Annotated in this window: 16 protein-coding genes and 1 pseudogene; 5 read left to right on the top strand and 12 right to left on the bottom strand. The window is 47.3% G+C overall.

Annotated elements, in window-relative coordinates; genetic code table 11:
- Positions 1 to 5: 5 nt before the first annotated feature.
- The 7 genes from F4Z13_02705 to F4Z13_02675 all read right to left on the bottom strand — a co-directional run bounded on the left by F4Z13_02705 (position 6) and on the right by F4Z13_02675 (position 8,862).
- The gene (locus tag F4Z13_02705; GenBank protein MXZ48156.1) at positions 6 to 1,424 is read right to left on the bottom strand and encodes an amidophosphoribosyltransferase; all 1,419 of its coding nucleotides are present in this window, start codon (positions 1,422 to 1,424) and stop codon (positions 6 to 8) included.
- Complete coding sequence (gene purL / locus F4Z13_02700) at positions 1,421 to 3,655, bottom strand: phosphoribosylformylglycinamidine synthase subunit PurL (protein MXZ48155.1); 2,235 nt, start codon at positions 3,653 to 3,655, stop codon at positions 1,421 to 1,423. The genes F4Z13_02705 and purL overlap by 4 nt, the downstream gene beginning before the upstream one ends.
- Positions 3,652 to 5,343, bottom strand: coding sequence for a long-chain fatty acid--CoA ligase (locus tag F4Z13_02695; protein MXZ48154.1), 1,692 nt, complete (start codon positions 5,341 to 5,343; stop codon positions 3,652 to 3,654). Before F4Z13_02695 ends, purL begins: the two co-directional genes overlap by 4 nt.
- 2 nt (positions 5,344 to 5,345) lie before the next feature.
- A complete protein-coding gene (locus F4Z13_02690) occupies positions 5,346 to 6,533 on the bottom strand; it encodes an IS200/IS605 family element transposase accessory protein TnpB (protein MXZ48153.1) in 1,188 nt (395 codons plus the stop codon).
- A 68-nt stretch (positions 6,534 to 6,601) separates the two neighbouring features.
- Positions 6,602 to 7,330 (bottom strand): HAD family hydrolase, encoded by a 729-nt coding sequence (locus F4Z13_02685; protein MXZ48152.1) that lies wholly within the window; start codon positions 7,328 to 7,330, stop codon positions 6,602 to 6,604.
- Between the two features lie 17 nt (positions 7,331 to 7,347).
- A complete protein-coding gene (locus tag F4Z13_02680) occupies positions 7,348 to 7,710 on the bottom strand; it encodes a cobalamin biosynthesis protein CbiX (protein MXZ48151.1) in 363 nt (120 codons plus the stop codon).
- A 3-nt stretch (positions 7,711 to 7,713) separates the two neighbouring features.
- Positions 7,714 to 8,862, bottom strand: coding sequence for a M20/M25/M40 family metallo-hydrolase (locus F4Z13_02675; protein MXZ48150.1), 1,149 nt, complete (start codon positions 8,860 to 8,862; stop codon positions 7,714 to 7,716).
- Positions 8,863 to 9,029: 167 nt separating this feature from the next.
- Between F4Z13_02675 and F4Z13_02670 the strand changes: the two genes are divergently transcribed.
- The 4 genes and pseudogenes from F4Z13_02670 to F4Z13_02655 all read left to right on the top strand — a co-directional run bounded on the left by F4Z13_02670 (position 9,030) and on the right by F4Z13_02655 (position 18,915).
- A complete protein-coding gene (locus F4Z13_02670; protein MXZ48149.1) occupies positions 9,030 to 10,499 on the top strand; it encodes a leucyl aminopeptidase in 1,470 nt (489 codons plus the stop codon).
- 200 nt (positions 10,500 to 10,699) lie between these two features.
- Positions 10,700 to 14,154, top strand: a pseudogene (locus F4Z13_02665) (class I SAM-dependent DNA methyltransferase).
- Positions 14,155 to 14,225: 71 nt separating this feature from the next.
- Positions 14,226 to 18,071: a hypothetical protein gene (locus F4Z13_02660; GenBank protein MXZ48148.1), complete on the top strand. Its 3,846-nt coding sequence runs from the start codon at positions 14,226 to 14,228 to the stop codon at positions 18,069 to 18,071.
- A gap of 229 nt (positions 18,072 to 18,300) precedes the next feature.
- On the top strand, positions 18,301 to 18,915 hold the full coding sequence (locus F4Z13_02655; GenBank protein ID MXZ48147.1) for a glutathione S-transferase family protein: 615 nt from the start codon (positions 18,301 to 18,303) through the stop codon (positions 18,913 to 18,915).
- 20 nt (positions 18,916 to 18,935) lie between these two features.
- On the opposite strand, the gene F4Z13_02650 is transcribed toward F4Z13_02655, so the two are convergent.
- Both F4Z13_02650 and F4Z13_02645 read right to left on the bottom strand, forming a co-directional pair.
- Complete coding sequence (locus F4Z13_02650) at positions 18,936 to 19,856, bottom strand: branched-chain amino acid transaminase (protein ID MXZ48146.1); 921 nt, start codon at positions 19,854 to 19,856, stop codon at positions 18,936 to 18,938.
- A gap of 214 nt (positions 19,857 to 20,070) precedes the next feature.
- Positions 20,071 to 20,424 (bottom strand): response regulator, encoded by a 354-nt coding sequence (locus F4Z13_02645; protein ID MXZ48145.1) that lies wholly within the window; start codon positions 20,422 to 20,424, stop codon positions 20,071 to 20,073.
- Between the two features lie 614 nt (positions 20,425 to 21,038).
- On the opposite strand from F4Z13_02645, the gene F4Z13_02640 reads away from it, so the two are divergent.
- Complete coding sequence (locus F4Z13_02640) at positions 21,039 to 21,473, top strand: EamA family transporter (GenBank protein ID MXZ48144.1); 435 nt, start codon at positions 21,039 to 21,041, stop codon at positions 21,471 to 21,473.
- A gap of 5 nt (positions 21,474 to 21,478) precedes the next feature.
- On the opposite strand, the gene F4Z13_02635 is transcribed toward F4Z13_02640, so the two are convergent.
- From F4Z13_02635 to lpdA, 3 genes are read right to left on the bottom strand one after another with little or no spacing between them, the layout of a single operon-like run.
- On the bottom strand, positions 21,479 to 21,796 hold the full coding sequence (locus F4Z13_02635) for a tetratricopeptide repeat protein (protein MXZ48143.1): 318 nt from the start codon (positions 21,794 to 21,796) through the stop codon (positions 21,479 to 21,481).
- Between the two features lie 31 nt (positions 21,797 to 21,827).
- Positions 21,828 to 22,505: a lipoyl(octanoyl) transferase LipB gene (gene lipB / locus F4Z13_02630; GenBank protein ID MXZ48142.1), complete on the bottom strand. Its 678-nt coding sequence runs from the start codon at positions 22,503 to 22,505 to the stop codon at positions 21,828 to 21,830.
- A gap of 32 nt (positions 22,506 to 22,537) precedes the next feature.
- Complete coding sequence (gene lpdA, locus F4Z13_02625) at positions 22,538 to 23,968, bottom strand: dihydrolipoyl dehydrogenase (protein MXZ48141.1); 1,431 nt, start codon at positions 23,966 to 23,968, stop codon at positions 22,538 to 22,540.
- Positions 23,969 to 24,011: the final 43 nt, after the last annotated feature.

Below are 24,011 nucleotides of genomic sequence, written 5' to 3'. Positions count from 1 at the left end.
TAGGACTAAAAAAGGTCCATTTGTTGATGCGACACTTTCTCGTCTGTTATTTCCACCGGATAATTTCCGTCAAAACACGCAAAACAGTAGTTTGATTTTCCATTAAAGGACTTGTCACCGTTGGTGACCGCTTTTGCTACCCCCTCCCTGCTTAAGTATCCCAGAGTATCGGAAGTTATGTAGTCCTTTATCTTTTCTACTTCAAGAGAATGCGCTATGAGTTCTTCTTTGAGAGGAGTATCTATGCCGTAGTAGCATGAGAACTTCATCGGAGGTGAACTTATTCTCATGTGAACTTCCTTGGCTCCGGCATCGCGTATCATCTTGACAATTTTTCTGCTGGTTGTCCCTCTAACTATGGAGTCGTCAACCACTACTATCTTTTTTCCGTTTATGACCTCTTTTATCACGCTGAGTTTCAGTTTCACTCCGAAATTTCTTATTGATTGTTGAGGTTCAATAAAGGTTCTTCCGATATAGTGACTCCGCAGGAAGCCGGTTTCAAAGGGGATTCCCAACTGCTCGGCGTATCCCATGGCTGCCGGCGTTCCCGAATCTGGTACGGCCACGACGATGTCTGCGTCGGCAGGAGATTCAATTGCGAGTTGTTTCCCCATGTTTTTCCTCATCTGATAGATGTTTTTTCCTTGGACAAACGAATCGGGTCTCGAGAAATATATGTTTTCAAACACGCAGTTTTTGTGCTGGTTTTTCGGAAGCGGATCAAATGACCTGATTCCTTTCTCATCTATGAATATTATTTCCCCTGGGGCTACTTCCCTTATATAATCGGCTCCTATTAGTTCAAAAGCACATGACTCGGAGGCCACAACGTAAGAATTATCAATCTTTCCGAGAACAAGGGGCCTGAATCCGTGGGGATCACGTGCAGCTACTAGCCCTTTGGGGGTAAGAAATAAAAGACAATAAGCTCCTTTGCATTCGGTAAGGGCTTCGATGATTCTTCCCAGGAAGGTTTTTTCCTTTGATCTCGCTATGAGATGTACGATTACCTCGGTATCTGTTGTTGACTGGAATATGGAACCTTCTTTCTCAAGCTTGTGTCTCAGCACTCTCGCATTTGTGAGATTGCCATTGTGTCCGACCGCTAGCTCTCCTTTTTCGTAATTCATAATCAGAGGCTGGGTATTCTTATTGTTGCTTGAGCCTGTTGTGGAATACCTTACGTGGCCGATTGCGGTAGTGCCTTTAAGCTTCAATATGGACTCTTCATCAAAAACTTCGGTTACGAGCCCCATCTCTCGGTGAGAGTAAAGCTTCTCCCCGTCGGTTGACACTATGCCAGCGCTTTCCTGACCTCTGTGTTGGAGGGAGTAGAGGCCGAGATAGGTAAAGTTGGCAGCGGCTGGATGATCATATATTCCAAAGACTCCGCACTCTTCGCGTAGCTTTGCCATTTTCACCCCTCTGAGACCGAAAGACCCCTCTGAAAGCCCATAGACCATGCATCGTGAACTGCTGAGATTTTCATGTCGATTAAATCTTCAACGCAGAACCTATCGTTATCAATGACTACTCCGGCACGCAGCGCGTGAACGCCGTAATTGCTCGCCATCTCTTTTATTCTTTCCCAATTGGTCTCGCTTATGCTAGCTATTACTCTGGATTGCGTTTCGGAGAAAAGAAACAGATCGCCCCTAAGAGAGTTTTCATTTATGTCGGGTGCTTTTACCACGACCCCCCTTGTGCCGTCTGGACTAAAGCAGCATTCCGCGAGCGCTACAGCAAAGCCGCCCTCAGATATATCATGCGCCGATTTAAGTATACTTTGAGAAGCGCATGCAATCAACATTTCGGCAAGCTTTTTCTCTTTATCAAGGTCAATTGAAGGTGGTTTCCCGTCAATCAAGCCGTGTTGGATCTTGAGGTACTCACTTCCTCCTATATCTTCTTCTATGGTTCCTCCGAGCAGTATCACTAGATCTCCAGGATCTTGAAACCAAGAAGTGACGGTTTTGGCGATATCTTCTATAAGGCCCACCATTGCCACAGTCGGAGTAGGGAATATTGCGACACCCTCGGTTTCGTTGTAAAGACTGACGTTGCCGCTTACAACCGGCGTATTGAACGTTCTCGCGGCTTCCGACATGCCTTCAACGCTTTCTGAGAACTGCCACATTATCTCGGGATTTTCAGGATTTCCAAAATTAAGACAGTCGGTGATTGCAAGGGGAGAGGCACCACAGCAGGCCAGATTTCTGACACTTTCGGCGACAGCTATTTTACTTCCTTCACGAGGACTTAGATAACAATATCTAGAATTAACATTAGACGTCATTGCGATTCCTTTCTGAGTTCCCTTGAGCCTTATTATCGCGGAATCCGCTCCTGGTCCCAAAACGGTGTCGGTTCTTACCATGTGGTCATACTGCTCGTAAACCCATCTCTTGCTCGATACGGTCGGCGAAGACAGAATTTCGAGAAAAACTCTCTGAATATCTTCAGGTTCAGGGAAATTCTCCGAATCCAGCCTCTTTATTTCTTTCAGGTAGCCGGGTTTTTTTACGGGTCTTTTATAAGTCGGTGCGCCCGAGGTTATGAGATTTACGGGCAGATCCGCAACTGTGGTTTCTTCTTCTACAATCGTCAATCTTCCCGAATCGGTCACCTTGCCGATAATCGAAAAATCAAGGTTCCACTTCCTGAAAATATCTCGGGCTGTATCTTCCTTGCCCTTTTCCAAGACTACAAGCATTCTCTCCTGCGATTCAGAAAGCATCACTTCATAAGGAGTCATTCTTTCTTCTCGCCTGGGAACTCTGCCAATTTCAATCTCAAGCCCGGTTCCTGCACGATCAGCCATCTCTGTTGAAGAGGATGTAAGTCCTGCGGCTCCCATATCCTGTATGCCGACAACACAGTCAGTCTTAAACAGCTCCAAACAGGCTTCAAGAAGAAGTTTTTCCGTAAACGGGTCTCCCACCTGTACCGCGGGCCTTTTTTCTTCGGTTTCCTCAGTAAAGGTGTCCGATGCCATGATGGCTCCCTGTATTCCATCTCTTCCAGTCTTTGATCCGACATATATTACGGGGTTTCCCTCGCCCGACGCATATCCACGGAAAACATTATCTTTTTTGGTGACCCCGAGGGCAAAGGCGTTTACCAGAGGATTTCCATTGTAGCAATCATCAAAATATATCTCTCCTCCTATAGTGGGAATACCCATGCAGTTTCCATAGCCGGCTATTCCCGATACGACCCCCTCAACCAGAAATTTTGTTTTCTGAAGATGTGGATTTCCGAATCGAAGAGAGTTTAAAAGCGCCACGGGTCTTGCTCCCATGGTGAATATATCCCGGAGTATTCCCCCGACTCCAGTCGCGGCGCCTTGATAAGGTTCTATGAAGGAAGGATGGTTGTGACTTTCCATTTTAAAAACGACGCAGTCGCCGTTCCCTATATCCACTACTCCGGCGTTTTCTCCGGGACCCTGTATAACCTGTTTTCCCTTTGTGGGAAATTTTCTAAGGTGCACCTTGGAACTTTTATAGGAGCAGTGTTCAGACCACATAGCTCCGAGAATTCCAACTTCTGTTAAGTTTGGCTCTCTGTCCAAGGTCTCGACTATCTTTTCGTATTCGCTTTCGGTAAGGCCGTGATCCAAGGCAAACTGCAGAGATTCTTTATTCTTCATTTGTCCTCCGGGGGCTGGATGAACTTTGTTGTCTTGGATATGTCCATGTCTCTGAAGAGGTATCTTTTTACTTTTCTTGTAGTCGTTTTTGGTAATTCTTCTGTGGCAACTGCAAAATGACTGATTCTTTTGTGGGGCTCAAGCCGGCGGTTAAGTTCACTTATCTCGCCTTTAAGGATATCCCAGATTCTCTGATCGTCTCCGTGTTGCGGGGGCTGTCCTAGCTTTTTGGAAATTCCCTCCGCCTCTGGAAATATCACGGCCTGTATCCTTTCATCATCCGGGCTGAATACAATCGCTTCTTCAACCGTTTCAAGCGGGGTGAGCTTTTCCTCGATTTCCTCGGGAGAAATATTTTTTCCTCCCTTAGTTACGATAACCGATTTTTTTCTTCCCGTTATGTAGAGGTAACCTTCGTGATCAAAATAACCGAGGTCACCGGTTCTAAGCCAGCCGTCATCCGAGAGGACCTCTTTCGTCGCACCGGGGTTTTTGTAGTAGCCGTTCATTATGTTCGAGCCCCTAACGCATATTTCCCCGATTCCCTCGGAGTCTACATCTCTTATTTCGACCTCGCAGTTCTCAAGCACCATGCCGCCGCTTGCGTTCTTCGGTTTCGAAAAGGGATTTGCGGATATAACCGCAGCCGTTTCACTCATTCCGTATCCCTGCAAGAGGGGAAATTCGTATTTTTCAAGTCCCTCGGAAGCCGGTTCCGAGAGGGCGGCTCCGCCGCTTACTATAATTCTGAGGCGGTCAAGACCCAGACGTTTTTTTGCCATTTTCCCGAAAAACTTGGGGGGGAGGGCTCTTGTGAGGAAATTCTTTGCCTTGTTCTGTTCGATTCTCTGAAGCAGTCTCTCGAGTATCAAGGGGGTGTTAAGCCATACGGTTGGCCTTGCGACTTTAAGGTCGGAGAGCATTTCCCTCGGTTTTATGCTTCTTGAGAAAAACACCCTTTGTCCACAGTAAAAGGACAGCAGTATTCCACCTATTCTTTCATATACGTGGTGAATGGGCAGTATGGAAAAAGCCGTGTCTTCCACTGTTATGGGAAAGGCGCTGTATAGTGTCTCCAGGTTTGACATTATGCTCGCGTGGGAGAGCATTACGCCTTTGGGGTTGCCCGTTGTTCCCGAGGTAAAAACTATATCGGCTATCTCCTCGGGTTCTAGTTTTTCCGCGGGCACGGTTTTTTCGGTGTGTGACCGAACCTCAATAGCCTCATCCATTTGTATTATGTGCTCGACTGCCCCCGTGTTACTCAAAGCTTCCGTAAACCCCGCAGAGGCGATGAGAAACCTTGAATCTGAGAGCGCGAGCACCTGTTTTATGTGTTCTGTTCTTGACCTTGCGTCAAGTGGGACGGCTATGGCGCCTGCCCAGATTACCGCAAAGTAGGAAATCGCCCACTGTGGACTGTTCTCCCCCACTATTGCCACATGTTCCCTTCTCTTAAGACCTAGAGAGATGAGATGCGCTGAGAACTGGGTGAAAAGAGTGAAAACTTCGCTGAAGGTGAAAGAACTTACGGATAGATCATCTTTTCTTATGGAATACGCAATCTTGTCTGCGTAAAGAGAGGATTTTCTCTCAAGCATCCTCTGTATTGTGGCTATTTGATTTTTGCTTCTTGTTGCGGGGAGTCTTCTTTCCGTGCGGGTGAATCTTTTGGGACTTATAGTCATAACTAGACAGTTACCTCTACTGTTCTTGGCCGAGCAAGACCGCTGTCTTGCTTCTCTCTCATCCTCCCGGCCATGCGGGACTGCTTGAGTTTCCCACCCGCAATCGAGATGCCTCGATGAAGGATATTTATTGCTGCGTTTACATCCCTGTCCGCTTCATATCCGCAACTACACCTATGCGTCCGGACGGACAGGGATTTCTCTACTGTTGCTCCGCAACTTGAGCATTCCTGAGAAGTTCCCTTGGGGTCCACTTCCACTACTGTAACGCCAGCACTCTCAGCCTTCTCGTTAAGTAGCGCAGCGAACTTCCCCCAAGTTTGCTCAGATATGCTCTTTGCCAACTGCCTGTTGCCAAGCATCTTTTTCGTTTCAAGCTTCTCTACCGCTATAAAATCGTACATCCTTACTATTTCCGAAGTTAGCCTGTGGAGATAGTTCCTCTCTTTGTCCGTAAGTCTCTGCCATTCCTTAGCAAGCAACGAAACCGTTTTCTTTCTATTATTACTTCCTTTTTTCTTGCGAGATACGGAACGCTGCAACCGTATTAACCTCCGCCTATCCATCTCCCTCTTCTCCACAGTTTCCCCATTACTCAAGGTAAGACGCTTAGATATCCCCATGTCTATCCCAACGGGATTTCCGACTGGTTTTAGCTCGGAAGTCGGTAGCTCATACGATAACGCGACTTCCGTCCGCGAGGGCTTTCTTGTAATTCGTATCGCTTTCAGCAATGTGTTTGGGGGTAGTTCCCGCTCGGTCTTTACTTCGATGTGGGGAAGTCCCTTTATCTTGAGAACCAGCTTCTGCCCTTCACGCTTCAATACCTTCCAGCACTGGTCGTTTATCTCTATTGTTCGCCAACGCCTGGAACTCTTAAATCGAGGGAAACCAGCTTTCTCTTTGGTCTTCACCCTGCGGAAAAAGGACTTGTACGCCTTGTCTATGCGACCCACAACCCCACGGAACACCTGAACGCTGATATTGGCATACTCAGGATCATCCGCCCTCACTTCGGTCAGTGCTTTGCACTGGTTGTAATATGAACGGAATTCGCCCGTCTTCCTGTAGCAGTCAATACGCTCCTCAAGGCAGGCATTGTAGAGCGTGGTGCACATCCCGAATACCCGGGATAACGCCTCATGCCCAGACCTTGTTAGCTTGGCACGACACTTGTAAGTCCTTATCATCGCTGTGTTATACTCAACCGTCTAGCCATCGCTATAATTCCCAATCTTTTCATCTAAGCGGTGTCTTTCTAGACTATTCCCTTCAGATCTTTCAGATCTTCTATGATGAAATTCGGTTTTGCCCGGGTGAACTGTTCTCTTCTTCTTACCCACACAGAGTCAATCCCGCAGCCTGAAGATCCCATTATGTCAGCTTCAGGGTTGTCTCCTATGAAAATGACGTCTGATGGATTCTCGCCGAGACTGGCAAGAGCAAATTCGAATATTTTCCTGTGAGGTTTTCTCCAGCCTACTTCTTCTGATATCACTATATGTTCAAAGAAACCTGCAATTTCGAATTTTCTAAGCAGCTCTCGTGCCGTAGGAGCGTGATCGAAATTTGATACGACCGAAAGCCTGTATCCTTTCTCTTTAAGATACAGAAGAACTTCCGTATGATGCTCCGGGTATACCATGGCTCCGCAGAGGCCTTCCATGTGTGAGAATACGAACTTCTCAAGCAAGCCGTCGTCTCCTTCTAAATCTATTTTCTCCATGAATATCTCAAATCTCTTTCTGTTTGGATACTCTCTTAAATCCTTTTTCCTGAGTTCCAGAAGTTCTCTGTGGCTTTCGACAAAAGGTTCGTAGAAATCCGTAAATTCCATTTCACCGAGACTGCTTCGCATTCGTGTGAAAACGTGCTGCGCGGTGGAGTTCCAGGTTTCTCCATTAAGCGTTACCTTTGGTAGACGGGACGGCTCGAACATGACAAGTGTGTCAAAAAGATCAAAAAGCAGCGCCGAATATTTTTTCATCAGATCTTATACGAGGATTATCCAAGAGATCTTTCAAATATGACTTCTATTATCTTGTCGTGAAGCCCCAGTGGTTCTGTTACCCTGTAGCTTACTTGTGGAAAATCTTGCGCTGCCTCCGCCACCATCCTGGGTATATCGGATTTTGAATGTCTTCCCGGTACAAGAAAGTACGGGTGGACCGTTATGTCGCTCGCGCCGGCCGCGACGCATTTGCGAAAAGCCTCTTTTATTGACGGTTCGCAGAGTTCCATGTGGCAGTGCTCAACCATATCAAACGGTGAGTCTTGGTAGGCTCTTGCCTTGTCGGCTACGTCTTCGAGAAGGGCGTTTGCTTCTTCTACAGTGCTTCCATGATCAACCAGAATTAGAGCCTTCATCGCTCAGTTGCTTTCCGAATGGAGTTTTATGGTTTCAAGGACTATCTCCGCTGACCTGCGGAATTCATCGATCAGAAGATATTCGTTTACAGTATGAAGCTCGTACATTCCCGTTCCAAGGTTTACGCATTCGATTCCCTTCTCGTTTATGAAGTTTGCGTCGCATCCTCCGCCGCTTGTATGGAGTTCTATGTTGTGGTCCAGGTTCGTAGCGGCTTCAAGTACAAGATTAGTCACGGTTGCCTGCGGAGAAACATTCATTACGGGATACACGCGTTCTATCTCGACCTCCGCACGTGCGCCGAGTCGTTCCCCGTCTAGGAAAAGTTCCCTGCTTTGGGCCGCTTCCAGAAAGCACTTTTGCATGTGCCGTATCTGCGCGTCAAGTTTCCCTTCATCGTGGCTTCGAGCCTCGGCCTTCACTTCAACAAGACCGGGAACTATGTTTATCGCGGATCCTCCCTTTACCTTTCCTATGTTTGCTGTTGTTTCGTGGTCTATTCTTCCGAGTTTCATTCTCGAGATCGCATCGCTTAATATTTCTAGGGCGCTTATCCCGTTCTCGGGGCAAAGCCCCGAATGTGCTTCAACGCCGTGTATTTTTACATCCATTATATCCGAGCACGGACACCTGAGGACGAGTCTCTCTGGTGTGCTGCTGTCAAGAACTATTCCGTATGGGCTTTTAAAGCTTGAAGGGTCAAGGAATTTTGCTCCGAGGAGACCTATTTCCTCGCATATAGTAAATGCGACCTCTATATCCCCGTGGGGAATGTTGTTTTCCTTGAGCGCTCGAAGTACTTCAACTATTATGGATACGCCGCTTTTATCGTCGCTTCCTAGTATCGTTGTACCATCGCTTCTCATTACACCGTCTTCCACTCTTGGTTTTATTCCCTCTCCGGGACTTACGGTGTCCATGTGAGAGCAGAGAAAAAACGGCGGGACGTCTTTTTTCGTTCCGGGAAGTTTTACTATCAGGTTGCCAATGTTTCCCTCGACCTTGTCTCCTGCATCGTCGTAGAAACAATCAGCGCCTAGGTCCCTCATTTCTTCCTCAAGCCTTAGGGCTACATCTTTTTCCTTTTTTGATGGACTGTCTATTTGTATGATATCCATCAGATGACGGGTCATTCTTTCTTCTTGAATCATGGGTGATTTTCTCTTTTTAGTTGGATTAGACGGTTAAATCATATTTGAAAAACCCCCATATTAAAAGATTCTTTTTGTTTTACCGGGTGTTGGTAGTGTAGAATTACCTTCTTGTTAAACATCTGTATTTGGGCTGTATTTTTAAATCTGGATTGAATGGTGAAGAAATGGAGTTTTTTCTGATAAAGGATAATATCGCCGACGTCGAGTCGGATTCAGTTGTTTTTTTCTGTTATGAGGGGCAGAGGCTTCCAGCTGCCGCTAGAAAAATCGATAGTAAACTCGGAGGATTCCTTTCAGACAAAGTGAAGTCGTCTGATTTTAAAGGCGCTTTCGGAAAAACGGTTGTAGTTGATACCCCGGGCGATTTCAATACGAAAACAGTCGTTCTCCTTGGGCTTGGGAAAAAAGAAAATTTCGGGGCACTTGAGGCTTTTCGCGCCGCAAATATTGCGGTTGCAAGAACCGGCCAGCATTCCCGCACCGTCTCCGTTGATTTTTCCAACGTGGATAGGGAGTTTCTTAAGATTTTTCTCGAGGGCATGGCTTGCGGCACCTATGAATACGGGAAGTTTAAGTCTTCAGGAAGAAGGAAAAACCGGATAGAGAAAGTGTGCATAGCGTCAAGGAAGATTTCGGCCAATTATTTCAGCGGTGAGGCCGCATATGCCAGCGCTGTTTCAAGTAGCGTAGCTTTTTCAAGGGATCTTGTTAACGATCCTCCGAATATCCTTACCCCCTCGATTCTCGCAGAACATGCTTTTTCGATTTCCGAAGGATCAGAACACATCAGCTGCAAGGTCCTTGATAGGGATGAGATAAGGCAAATGGGAATGGGAGGACTCTCAGCGGTTTCCTTTGGAAGTAGTGAGCCCCCGAGGTTCATACACCTTTCCTACTCACCTCCCGTAAAATCCCGCAAAAAAGTTGCTATCGTGGGCAAGGGTATAACTTTTGATTCGGGAGGTCTGTGCCTTAAGCCCGCAGACAGTATGAGAACGATGAAAATGGATATGGCGGGTGCGGCGGTAGTACTAGGGACCATGAAAGCGCTCGGGGAACTGACTCCCAGCGTTAACGTTCACGGAATTGTCCCGGCCACCGAAAATATGACCGGCGCTTCTGCCTACAAACCGGATGATGTGGTAACAGCTCTTAACGGAAAGACAATAGAAATTATAAACACCGACGCGGAGGGCAGGGTGGCGCTTTCTGATGCACTCAGTTACGCAGTCCGCCTTGGAGTTTCCGAGATAGTGGATCTCGCAACCCTTACCGGTGCCTGCATAGTTGGACTTGGCCTCCATAACGCCGGGGTTATGGGTAATAACGCGAATCTCGTGAAATCGATTTTAGGTTCCGCGGACGATGTCGGCGAGAAGATGTGGGAACTTCCTCTTGATGCGGAGCTAAGAGAGGAAATAAGAAGTCGCGTTGCAGACGTTAAGAATGTCGGGAGCAGGTGGGGCGGGGCGATAACCGCGGCGCTTTTCCTTGAGAATTTCGTTTCGGATGTTCCGTGGGTCCATATAGATATAGCCGGTCCCTCGTACGTGGAGAAATCTTCTGACTGGTATCAGTACGGGGCGAGCGGATTCGGCGTGAGAACCATGGTTAACTACCTGATGAACAGGTAGGCGATTAGATACCTTGACCTTTTAAGACATCTTCAGTAGAAGGAAAGGGGGCTTCTATCAGTCCATGGATACTCACCTTGTATATAATCCCCTTTTCTTTAATTAGCGTTCTCCATTTCTTTCGTTATAATGGCAATAAACAGTATGTTCTAAACCTTTTTTAACAACACAATTTCCTGCTTAGAAAAATCGACTTCTAAATGACAACTGACACACAAATCAACGAGTTCATTGCACGCTGGAAGCCATCCGGTGGCAGTGAGCAAGCCAACTACCAGCTTTTCGTGATCGAGCTGACCGACATGCTTGGGCTGGATCGCCCATTCCCTGCAACGGACGATGACGCAAACGACCATTATCGATTTGAACGACCCGTTACCTTTACCCACACCCACAAGCCTAGCACTGGCTTCATCGACGTCTATCGCAGCGGTCATTTCGTGCTGGAGACAAAGCAGGGCGTAGACCAAAAGAAAAATCGCCAGGGCGATCTGACCAAGGGGATTCCTGACCGCAAGCAAAAGCGCACCGGCCACGGGGTGCGGGGTACTGCCGGCTGGGACGGCACCATGCTCAAGGCCCGCAACCAAGCTGATAATTATGCCCGCGCGGTATCCAAGGAAGACGGCTGGCCGCCCTTCCTCTTGATCGTGGACATAGGACATGTGATAGACTTTATGCTGATTTCTCGCGGCAGGGGCAGGGCTACAACCAGTTTCCAGATGGCAACAGCTACCGAATCTTTCTCGACGACCTGCGTAACGAAGAAACCCGCAACCTTTTGCGTACCATCTGGTCCGATCCTTTCAGCCTCGACCCGGCACTCACAGCGGCCGAAGTCACGCGGGACATTGCCGTTCATCTGGCCGAACTAGGTAAAAGCTTCGAAGATCAAGACCACGACAGCGAAACTGTTGCCCGCTTCCTCATGCGCTGTCTATTTTCCATGTTTGCCGAAGATGTAGAGTTGATTCCTAAAAACAGCTTCACCGAACTTCTCGTCAAACTTCGTGGCCATACCGAATACGCTGAACCCATGCTCAAGGGCCTCTGGGAGGTAATGAATACCGGCGGCTTTTCTCAGGTACTAATGCAAGACCTCATGCACTTCAACGGTGGGCTCTTCAAGGATGCCGATGCGTTGCCACTCAACGAACTCCAACTCAACCTTCTGATTGAAGCTGCCGAGGCAGACTGGAAACAGGTCGAACCGGCCATCTTCGGCACACTCCTTGAGCGCGCACTTGATAAGCGTCAGCGCCGCAAGCTCGGTGCCCATTACACTCCGCGTGCTTATGTCGAACGGTTGGTCACACCGACGATTATGGAGCCCCTTCGCGAAGACTGGCGCGATGTGCAGACCGCTGTGCAGCGTCTAACTGCCGATGGAAAAGAGGAAAAAGCTCGCGATTTGGTTCGTAACTTCCGCCGTAAGCTCTGTGAAATTCGTGTGCTCGATCCTGCTTGCGGTTCGGGCAACTTCCTTTATGTCGCATTGGAGATGATGAAACGGCTTGAGGGGGAAGTGATAGCACTGCTTACCGAACTGGGCGAGACGCAGATCAGCTTCATCACCGTAGACCCGCACCAGTTTCAGGGTATCGAGCTAAACCCATGGGCCGCAAATGTAGCCGAATTGGTCCTCTGGATTGGCTATTTGCAATGGCACTTCCGCACCCACGGGCAGGCCGCACCCTCTGAACCTGTACTGCGAGACTTCAAGAACATCCGGAACGCCGACGCCGTGCTGGAATGGGAAGAACGAAAACCTCTTCTGGACGAGAACGGCCAGCCAGTGACAGTTTGGGACAAGATCACGACTTACACGCATCCAGTAACAGGTAAAGAAGTCCCTGATCCGTCATATCGTGAACAGGTCTATAGCTATACGAATCCGCGGCCGACAAAATGGCCGGAGGCCGATTTCATTGTAGGTAACCCGCCCTTCATTGGAAAAGGATCAATCCTTAGGGATGCTTTGGGGGACGGTTATGTTGAAGCACTTTGGAAAGCCTATCCCAAGATGCCAAAAAGCGCCGACTTTGTGATGTTTTGGTGGGAAAAGGCGGCATTGATGACCCGTGCCTATAATCCTAAAAAGGGTATTGGCACGCGCCGCTTTGGCCTGATCACCACAAACAGCTTACGCCAGACATTCAACCGCCGCGTGCTGGAGCCACATCTGAACGATCAAAAAAAGCCACTCTCGCTCCTCTTCGCCATTCCAGACCACCCTTGGGTGGACACACTCCATAGTGCGGCGGTTCGAATTGCAATTACAGTAGCGGCAGCGGGTAACCGAACTGGGCTGCTGCTGACCATAGCTACCGAGAGCAAGGTGAACAGCGCAATGGATGGGCAGGTTGTGACCTTCAATCGCCAAATTGGAAAGATCTTTTCAGATCTAAAAATTGGCATTGATGTTGTTGGTGCTCGCCCGCTCTTGGCAAATTCTGGCCTTTCTTCAAACGGAATGATGTTGGCCGGGCAAGGATTTGTCGTCTCAAAGGAGCAACTGACTAAGCTAGGCTACGGTGTAAGGAAGGATCTTGACAAATTCGTCGGCCCATATGTGAAGGGCCAAGAATTCAACCAAATACGCGGCGACAATTGGGTGCTGGACTTCTGTGACCTGACGGAGGATGAAGTCAAGAACCGCTTTCCAGAGGCTTACCAGTATCTGTTTGACAATGTGTGGCCCGAACGCTCGGTGAAGAAAGAAAAGGCGTTTAGGGAAAAATGGTGGCTATTTGGACGGGTTCGCAGCGAGATTCGACCGGCTCTCCATGGACTCCCAAGATTTGTCGCGACCATAGAGACATCCAAGCACCGAGTGTTCCAGTATTTGGATGTCGGTACGCGACCCGATCACATGTTGATTGCCATAGCTCTTGCCGATGGAAACCATCTTGCTGTGCTTTCGAGTAGGGTACATATGGTTTGGTCATTCGCGGCAGGAGGACGCTTGGGGGCTGTCCCCCGTTACAACAAATCCCGCTGTTTTGATCCCTTCCCCTTTCCCGACCAAACCGAAACCCAAAAAGCTCATCTCTGTGAACTGGGGGAGAAGCTGGATACCCACCGCAAACGCCAGCAGGAAACATATCCTAAGCTAACCCTAAACCAAGTGTACAACGTACTAGAAAAGCTCCGCGCTGGTGAGACAATCAAGGGTAAAGACCGCGAAATATATGATCAGGGTTTGGTCAGCATACTCAAAGATTTGCACGACCAGATCGACGTCGCCGTGGCAGAGGCTTATGGTTGGTCCGCGAGCCTGAGTGATGAAGAGATATTGATTCGCCTTGTGGCCCTTAACAAGGAACGTGCCGAGGAAGAAACAGCGGGTCAAATCCGTTGGCTCCGCCCCGAATATCAAACCCCCGAGGACAAACAAGCAGCGATAAGAAAGACTATAGAGATGGACCTAGGTGTAGAAGCCAAAGGGGAAAAGCTCCCTTGGCCCAAGGCCTTACCCGATCAGATTGCTGCCGTCCGCGAGGCACTGTCTGAATTGGGCGAAGCCACCCCTGAACAAATCGCCCGCTGCTTCAAACGCGCACGGGTGACGAGTGTGAAGCCGCTATTGGAAAGCCTAGAAGCGCTTGGGCAGGCGGAGAGAGTAGAGGAAGAACGTTATGCGGTGTTAAGATAAAAACCGGGTGTTGACAAAATGAAGGCTGAGTTTAGCTAATTTAAATTATCTTAACCGTCAACCAGAAAAACATGCGCAAGAGTTACAAAAAACCGAAGAACTCAGAAGATTTCGAAATTCTCTGTTTAGAACTGCTAAAAGTTCATTGGGAATGCCCGGAATTAGACCTGTACGCACTCAGGGGACAGGCCCAGAAAGGAGTGGATATCCTTGACTTAAGCGGGGAATATCTACTACGTGCTGCGCAGTGCAAACTGCGAGAAGAAGGAAAAAGGATTACTCCAACCGAAGTAGAAACCGAAATCGAGAAAGCGAAGAAATTCAAACTTCCCATTAACCGGTACGTAATCATGACGACGGATAAAGTGGGCAGTGAAGTGCAGGACTTTCTGGTAAAGATAAATCGTGAACATAAGAAAAAAAATTTGTTTAAAGTAGAGATCTTTGGTTGGAGTCGTATCGAGCAGCTTCTGGACAAGCATACGGATGTCCGTGATTGGTACGAAGACGGAGCGTCGGCCTCTTATTTCCAAAAAATTGACTCGAAACTTGACGAGTCTCTTAAGATACAGCGATCTCTCGTGCAAAGCCTCGGTAGGGACAATCAGAATGAACTTGATGCCGAGATTGATGATGCACGAAGTTCTCTGGAAAAACACGATTATCAAATAGCGAGATTTCTGCTCCGGCGAATAAGGAGGAGGAGTTGGGACAGACTCACAGCGCGGCAGAAGTTCAGATTGCTTACATCTCTCGGTGATGTTGAAGTATCGACCGACAACCCTAAGGGGTCAGCCGATTTGTATCTGAAAGCAAAAGAGTACCAGTCGGATGACGAAGTAGCCCGGACCAACGAAGCGCTAGGCTATCTTATGATTGGACAGCGCGAACGGGCTTACGAACTGGCCTGCGAACTAAAGCAAGAATTTCCCCGCTCAGAACGTGTGCTGTTGATTTTTATTCAAAGTGCGCCGGATTCGGTAACTCTTGAGCAACTAAAAGATTCCATACCCAAAGATTTGCTTGAAAAAGATGAGGTAGCGGTTCCTTTGACTCGTAGAGCACTGAACTGTGGTGACTTGCAGAAAGCCGAGGAATTTATCAAAGTCGCAGTAGACGCCGAGAGCCGCGCGTCAGAAACTTGGTTGTATCTGGGACAAATCGTCCTTCAGATGGAAATTTCAAGAAGCATTGAGCGATATGGAACCAAAGACCTTTTCTGTGATGAGGAAAAACTCTTGGAAGCCGAAGACGCCCTATGCAAAGCGATTGCGTTTGCCAAAGAAAATCATTTTGTTTCGGGAGAAGCAGAAGCTCTGCTTACCAGACAAAGAGTGAGAACGGCTCTTAGAAAAAATGTGGAGGCCCGTGAGGATTTGGAAGAGGCAAAGAGAATTGCCCCTCAGAATACTTTAGTCATTGAAGCCTATAGCGGGTCGCTCCGTATTGAGGGAAAACTTGACGAAGCAATTGACTTGATGCGTCGCATACCGTTGGAGGTATTGTCGGACCAAGGTCAAATGATCTTTGGCATGATGCTCATAGACCGCGGAGACCCTGGCGATTATTCTGACGCAGGAGAGCTGTTCTCGCAGTTAGCAAAAAGCAAGGCAAAACTGCGGGAGGATTTTCGGGAAAATGCAATTGAACTCGGACTGCAGGTGTTTGCAAAGGAAAAACAATTCGATGCCTGCTATAAACTTCTGAATGAAATTCCTGCCGGAAGTGTATCGGATGTCAATCTCAAGACACTTACCGCAAAACTCCATTTGCTGGAAGAACAAAATGATAAAGCTTCAGATTGTGCGGATGACGCGCTTGCGCTCACGAATGATGCGACGACGGTATTTGAAATTCGGCGGCTCGCGTTACTGCTTTTCAAGCTGAAGCGTTTTTCAGATGCTCTCCCGCTCTGGAAGCGGGTTGCCGATCCAACTACGTATGGTTCCGACACAAAATATCTTTTGGAATGCGCAAATCGCTTGGAAAGACATGACATTATGCTCAGCATTTTCGAAGAACTGCGCCAAGCAGGAGTAGTCAACAAGACTCTGTTTGAAGCAGAGTTCTCTTTCCTTATAGAATACGACATTGAGAAAGCGATAGAAATTCTTGACAAGGAAATCAAGCGGTGTCCAGAGGACAAGGAACTCAGTCTCAGGCGCTCCTTCCTAGGAGTGGAACTTGACCGACCCGAACTGATAGATGATGATCCTTCAAGCATACCGGAAGCCGATCAAGCAAGTCCGCAAACGGCTCTCATGGTCGTCCATGTTCTAAAGGCGATAAACCAAAAACTGCTGGGAATCCAGTACGCCTACCGTGTCCTTCGCCGTAATTTTCAGGATCCTGATGCACATATGGCGTTCATAAGAGCTTCACTATATCTCAATGAAAAGAAGCCGGAGTTGGAAGATCCGGACTGCGTCGAAGTTGGAGCCGTTGTATGTTACGTTGAACAGGGAAACCCTACCACTCACCAAATTGTTGTCAAAGATATTCCAGATTCAAGTTCACAGTTCCCTGAACGCGAACTCTCACCCGATAACAAAATATGCAGTGCTATGATGGGGAAAAAAGAGGGAGACACTTTCGTCCTTGCCGAAGGCATCCAAGATCGTATTGGTGAAATCAAGAAAATCCAGAACAAGTATGTCTATCGTTTTCAGGACTGTATAGAGCAAAGGCAGGTGAGATTTCCGGGATTGACGGATGTACAGCTTATAAGGATGGTGCCCAAGGAGACTGGATCAGATGAACCGGAGCTGGACATTAGCACGATCTTGGATCTTGTAGACAAGCTCCATGAAGAAATGCTCAAGTTTGAACAGGCATATAAAGAGGGTCCGCTCCCGCTCCATGTTTTCGGCGAACATTTCGGCGGCAATGCGTTCGAAGCAGTTCTGAATCTGGCTACATCTCCGAGTGGTCTAGTGAAGTGTTGTGAAGGTTCTAGGGAAGAGTATAACAGTGCAGCAGAAACACTCGGGTCGTGCAGTACAGTCGTTTTAGACATGAGTGCAATTTCTTCGTTGCTTCTGCTTGACGAACTCGACATCCTGAAAAACTGGTCAATTGACTTTGTGGTTTCCACAAACACCGTGAACGAACTCCGTCGTATGATAGCAAACAAAGCACCACTTGGGAGCTGGGAATCAGCAACGCTGCTAAAAACAGATACTGGACACGCACTTTCGGAAAGCAGCAGTGAGGAAAAAAAGTTCTTTGTTGAGAAACTGCGTAATCTTGTTGATACCCTGGAGACCACCTGCAGGGTCGAATCTTGCATAGCTCTTGCGGAACTAGAACCGGAAGAAAGAGATGAACTGCTTCAGGTATTTGGTCGCTATGGAGCGGAAGCGGTCTTGTTGGCCCGTATGCCGGGAGCGGTGCTTTGGACCGACGATCTCGTGCAAGCCAAGCTAGCTAAAAGTAAATACGGCGTATCGCGTGTATGGACACAGGTCGTCATAGAAAAATGTGTTGAATTGAGCATAGTTGAACCAGAGGTGTTCTTTGATGCAAGCGCAAAACTTTTCGGGTATGGATATTTTTTCACCAGACTGAACCCGAATATTATCAGACAAGCTGGAATTATTGCGGAGTGGAAGATAGACAAATGGCCTTTCTCGCAAGTACTTTCGTTTCTTGCCGAAGAGCCTGTTGACTTAACGCAAGTGGTCATGCTTGCGGCGCAGTTTTTAAACCTACTGTATCAAGAACTGCTTCTGCCTGAAAGCAGAAAGATTATCACTGAGAAAATTCTCGAAAATATCGCAAGGAAAGAGGGAGGAGTCCAAGAAATTCTTTACCTTCGCAACAATCTTCTTCCAATAATTTTTAGTTTAAATGTCGTTGGTCTTAAACAGGTAACTGAAACTATTGATGCGTGGCTATTCCAAACTCACAACCTTTAAATTAAGAAAGAAATAGTCCTTCGGTAAGCTCAGCCACAAATCAAATTCCTTTTGTCTAGTTATATATATAAGTTCTAAAAGATTAGGTTCTTCGCCAGTTACCGTTTTCTTGAAGGAAAAAGACGATATAGGGGATGTAATCAGGCATCTTGTCTCCCCTTATTATTGTGCCCAACCATTTGTTGTGCTAGCATATCTTCCCCAATCCTGAATGTACTGAGGAATATCTATGTTGACACTTTACGATGACCCGATTTCCGGCAATGGCTACAAGGTCCGGTTGATCCTTCTGCTAACTGGGAAGGTTTTTCAAGTAATCAATCTAGACATCCTGAATGGTGAGACCCGAACCCCAGAATTCCTGGCGATCAACCCGAATGGAAAGATCCCGACCTTGGTGTTTGAGGATGGTCGCGTGCTCTCGGAATCAAACGCAATTCTTTTTCACTTTGCCGAGGGAACCGATTATTTGCCGTCCGAGCCCTTTAGGCGAGCTCAGGTTCTGCAGTGGTTATTCTGGGAGCAATACAGCCATGAGCCAAATATCGCCACCTCACGTTTTCTGCGTCAGCACCGTGAGCTGACAGAGGACGTGCTGGCTATGCTGGAAGCCAAAAAGGTGCCCGGTGAAGCCGCGCTGGCGCTTATGGAAAAGCGCCTGACTTCTCATGTCTTTCTGGTCGCCGAGAGTTTCTCAATTGCTGATATTGCGCTCTACGCATACACTCATGTTGCCGAGGAAGGCGGATTCGCTCTAGACGGATATCCCGCAATCCGTGCCTGGATTAAGCGCGTTGAGAATATTCCTGGATTCATAGCCATGGACGAGGCAAGCAAACTATAGTTTCAGTCTGGGAGGCCGGTTCAAGGGATGTAATCAAGCCAGTGCCTGAATTTCTCATCCTCTCCTTTTATCACGGCGAAATACCTTTCTTGGAGTCTTTTTGTTATTTCTCCAGGTTTTCCGGAACCTATTTTCTTACCGTCAACTTCCTTTATAGGCGTTACTTCGGCGGCGGTGCCTGTGAAAAAAGCTTCATCAGCGATGTATAGCTCGTCTCTTGTGAAACGCTGCTCCTTTACCGAAAGACCTTCGTCGTCGGCGAGATCAAGAACGCATTTTCTGGTTATTCCCTCCAGTATAGAGGTTAGAGGGGGAGTTTTGAGAATCCCGTTTCTTACGATGAAGATGTTCTCCCCGCTTCCTTCGGCCACGTAACCTTCTGAGTCGAGCAATATTGCCTCATCAAAACCGAGGTCGGCGGCTTCTTGCCTGGCCATTACTGAATTTACGTAATTCCCGCATATCTTGGCCTTGGTCATAAAGGAGTTAACGTGCATTCTCGTGTAGGAGGATATTTTTACCCTGATTCCGTTGGCAATAGCATCATCTCCCAGATATGTTCCCCAGGGCCATACAGCTATAGCCACGTTCACGGCGTTGTCTCCGGGAAGTATCCCTTTTTTCCCCGGTCCGATGAAGGCTATTGGCCTAATGTAAGCTTCATCAAGTCCGTTTTCACGCAGAAGGTCCACCACCGCGTCGCAAAGGGTCTGCATTTCATATGGAATCTCTATGCCGGCCACGTGCGCCGAGGTATAAAGCCTTTCCATGTGTTCGGCAAGCTTTAAGACGGCTGATTTTCCGTTAGAGCATTTATAGGCTCTTATGCCTTCAAAGGCGCCTAGGCCGTAGTGAAGAGTGTGGGTGAGTACGTGCACGTTCGCCTCATCCCAAGGCACTGTTTTTCCGTTAAACCATATTTTGGATTGGTCGTCTGACATAAGTTGCTACCAAGGTGTTGGGGAAAAAACTTTGGAAACATTATTATTATTCCCCTTTTCATTGTCAAGCCAGGTTATGATTGGGGTTTGGTTACAGACGTGATATGAGTTTCCGCGGATTTTTGCGTGAGTACGAGTCGCTACCGCTTAAACTAGAAGAATATTTTCAGGGCTGGAGATCTGTGTTTTCACTTTGACTCTAGATGTTCTTCAATTATCTGTCCCATTTCCCGAGAGAATTTCGATCTTGGAATGACGAGATCCACCCCTTTTCCCTGAATTTGCTGGCAAGCTCCCGTTCTACGTGTGGCAGATATCCTATGCAAAAAGTTCCCTGATGTTCTGGAAAGCTTTTAAGCTTGGTGAAGATATCTTCGGCATCAATTCTCTTTGAGGCGAGATCAATAATTACGAGGTCAACTGTTTTTCCTTCGATTTTGTCTAGAAGTTCCTCGCAGCTTTTTACTTTTATCACACCTATATCAAGGTCTTTGGCCGTGTTCTCAATTTTTGACGAGAAAAAGATGTCGTCAGCTACTACACAAATTGTTTTTCGCGAGTTTCTCATTGCATGAAAGAAAGATTGGCGGATTCCAATCCGGCTTCGTGGCAGTCATCTATGGTGGTGATTGGCTTTACCCGTAAACCTCACTTCCCACATACGCCTAGAGGTCATATTCCTTCTTTATTTCGGAAAAAGGAATTAATTTTTCTCCGGAAGCGATGAATTCCCTGTAAGATCTGTAGGCTTCTTCATAGTCTTCGATGTCTTCAAGCTTGCTCATCAAAAACAACTCCAAAGCCTTTTTTATCTTTTCCATCATTTACCCCCGAAAGAAGATAAAGTATGTCAGCAAGACGATCGTCCCCACAAAGAAAAAGAGAATGTAGCCAAACGAAAGAAAAACGGACAGGCGCATAAACCTCTCGTTTTTCGATTCTATGCCGAGTGCTAACACTATGAAGAACGCTAAAAACCCTAAACCTAATATCCACTTTTCCATAGGACATCTGCTACACGATTTCAACTATAGCATCAAGGGATTAGTGTAAATAAGTATATCAATTCCTTAAATTTTAACAGTTTTTGTAGATGTTATTGATCCTACGAACTCTGAATAAAGCTGAATACGCATGGTGTAGGTTATAATAGAGGAATCCAAAAACCGTAAGGAGAATAAGATGAAAGCTACCTTGATTGCTTTTCTCGTGGCTATGATATTCGGTATTAACCCGATCTTTGAAAAACTGAGTCTGAAGGATGCTTCCCCGCTTTCGGTGATCACTATAAGGTTTATTTTTACTTCACTGTGTCTTGTGTGTTTAGTGCTGGCAACGGGTAAATTCGCTCAGGTCATTGATGTCGACGGCCGGACGCTTTTCTGGATACTTCTTTCGGGACTGATCGGGGGATTGATCGGTCTTTTTCTCTATTTCACGGCTCTTCAGATGGCCGATACTTCAAAAATTGTTGCGATAGTGGCCACCTTTCCCATGTTTACGGCCATCTACGCCTATCTTTTTCTGGGAGAAGCCCCAGGACCTATGAGGATTACGGGAATCGCTTTTATAGTTATCGGTTCTATCCTGATTGAGTGGAATCTGCTTGCGGACTGAGGTGCCTAGATGTCCAAGGATTCTATGTAATTGCGGAACTCTTCAGCCATGTCCGGATGTCCATGTCTTGATGCCGCCTGGATGCCCTTTTCATAGGTATCCTTTGCTTGATATGGCATCTCAAGTTCAGTGTAGCAATGGCCAAGTATTCTATAAGCGGCCCCTTCATCGTCTTTAAGTTTGAGGTAGGTGTTAATTGTCTCTATGGTTTCTTCGTAGCGGTTAAGCTTGAAGTATTCATTTGCAAGACTATAGTGAACAAGGGGGTTTGCGGGATTTTTCTCAAGTAACTTCTTAAACTTTTGAATTCTTTCTTCTGACATTTTTAACTGGGAATTCCGATTTTGAAAATTTCTAACCTATACCTTTTTCGTCTCTCAGGATGAAGTCTTCGAAACCGAAGACACCCATGAAGTTCTTTATGACAGAGCGTGTGACGTCATCCATTTTAACTTCCTCTTCGTTTCCAAGCCAGCTTCCGATAGACGTTATTCTCACATCCGTTATTCCACACGAGAGTATCAGCTCGAAATAATCGAGATTAGTGCTGACGTTAAGGGCAAACCCATGGTAGGTCACCCATTTCCTGATGGCTATCCCTATGGAGGCTATCTTGCTTCTTTTTACCCAGACTCCGGTCACCCCGTCTATTCTTCTGCCCTCAATCTCAAAATCACGAAGCGTCCGGATGATCATTTCTTCGATCATTCTTAGGTGCTTGCGAATATCCATCCCGTGATTTTTAAGGTTCAGTATGGGATAGCCCACGATCTGTCCCGGACCGTGAAAGGTTATGTCTCCGCCCCTCGATGCGTGTACGAAGGAGATTCCGTGTTTTTTAAGATACTCCTCTCTTACAAGCAGGTTCCCAGTGTTCCCCTTTCTTCCAGTGGTGATCGTCGGCGGGTGTTCAAGCAGAATAAGGGAATCCTGTATTTCTTCCGCGATTCTTTTGGCGAGAAGATTCTCTTGATATTCAAGTGCCTTTTCGTAGGGGACAGTCCCGAGTTCGTATATATCTAGGGTGCTCATTGGAGCAGTGGCCAAGTGTTCTGTCTTGTACCTCAGAAGTTCCTTACTCTTCCAAGCGCGTCAAGGGCTGCTTCCATTACGGCTTCGGAGAGTGTGGGGTGAGCGTGCTGGGTGGTGGCTATTTCATAAGGTGTCGTCTCTAAGGTTTTCGCCACTCCGATTTCCGCAATCATCTCGGTTGCCCCGTGGCCTATTATGTGGCTTCCGAGAAGTTCTTTTGTCCTCGAGTCGAAAATCATTTTTACAAAACCGTCTGTTTCTCCGACGGCGACCGCTTTTCCGGCAGCCCTGAAAGGAAATTTTCCTATATCCACATCATATCCCTGGTCTCTTGCCTGCTTTTCCGTAAGGCCGATCATGGCAACTTCCGGCTGACAGTAAACGCATCCGGGAATTGAGTCATAATGGACTTTAGAGTTAAGGCCGTTCATTCTTTCAACAGCAACCACTCCCTCCTCTGAAGCCTTATGCGCAAGCATGGGACCTCCGATCACGTCCCCGATCGCGTAGATATTGGCGCAGGTGGTCATGTAGTTCTCGTCTGTCTTTATAAATCCTCTTTCATCAAGTTCTACTCCCACATCTTCAAGGCCCATGCTGTCGCCCGTGCCGTAGAAGGCAAAAGAGGTCGGTGCCGCATTCGCTATGGCTTTTCTTCCAACTGACACAAGCACCATGTCGGCCTTAAGAGTGCTCTGTTCACCCGAAACCGTGCTCTCCACTGTCACGGTCGCGGAACCCGAGGTTTTCTTAAGGGATTTGTACACAGTCTCGTTTAGGATAGTCATTCCCTGCTTCGTGAATATCTTCTTTGCCTCTTTCGCTACTTCTTCGTCAGCCCCCGGCAGGACCTGTTTTTCCATTTCCACTATGGTTACCTTGCTGCCGAAAGAGTTGTAGACATAGGCAAATTCCATTCCTATGTATCCTCCGCCTATTATCACGACAGAGCGGGGAACCTCTGGATGCATTATCGCTTCGTCGCTTGTCATCACAACTTTTCCGTCAATCTTAAGGCCGGGAAGCGTCCTAGGGACAGATCCCGTGGCGAGAAGTATGCGTTCACTCTCTATATCCTGTGATTCTTTTCCGATAACGGAAATTCCATGTTTTGAGGTGAGTCTTCCCGTGCCGCTTATAAGGGTGATCTTGTTTTTCTTGAAAAGTCCCTCCACACCTTTGTTAAGAGAGGTTGAGGCTTTCCTGCTGCTTTTTATTACTTCTGAGTAGTCAAAGGATAACCCCTTGTGAGTGATTCCGTAACGTTTCGAGTCAAGAAAGTGCGAGTACATCTCTGCACACTTGAGAATTGCTTTTGAAGGTATGCATCCCCAGTTAAGGCATACGCCACCTGGTTTGTCTCGCTCGATGACGGCAACTTTCATCCCCATCTGCGCAGCCCTTATTGCCGAGATGTATCCCCCGGGACCGGATCCTATAACTGTGAGGTCAAATTTTTCCATTTCGGGGTAATTATATTTATAATCGACGTATCGTCAAAGGTTG

Source organism: Candidatus Dadabacteria bacterium (assembly GCA_009837205.1).
Lineage (GTDB): Bacteria > Desulfobacterota_D > UBA1144 > Nemesobacterales > Nemesobacteraceae > Nemesobacter.
This window is presented reverse-complemented; position numbering and strand designations above follow the sequence as displayed.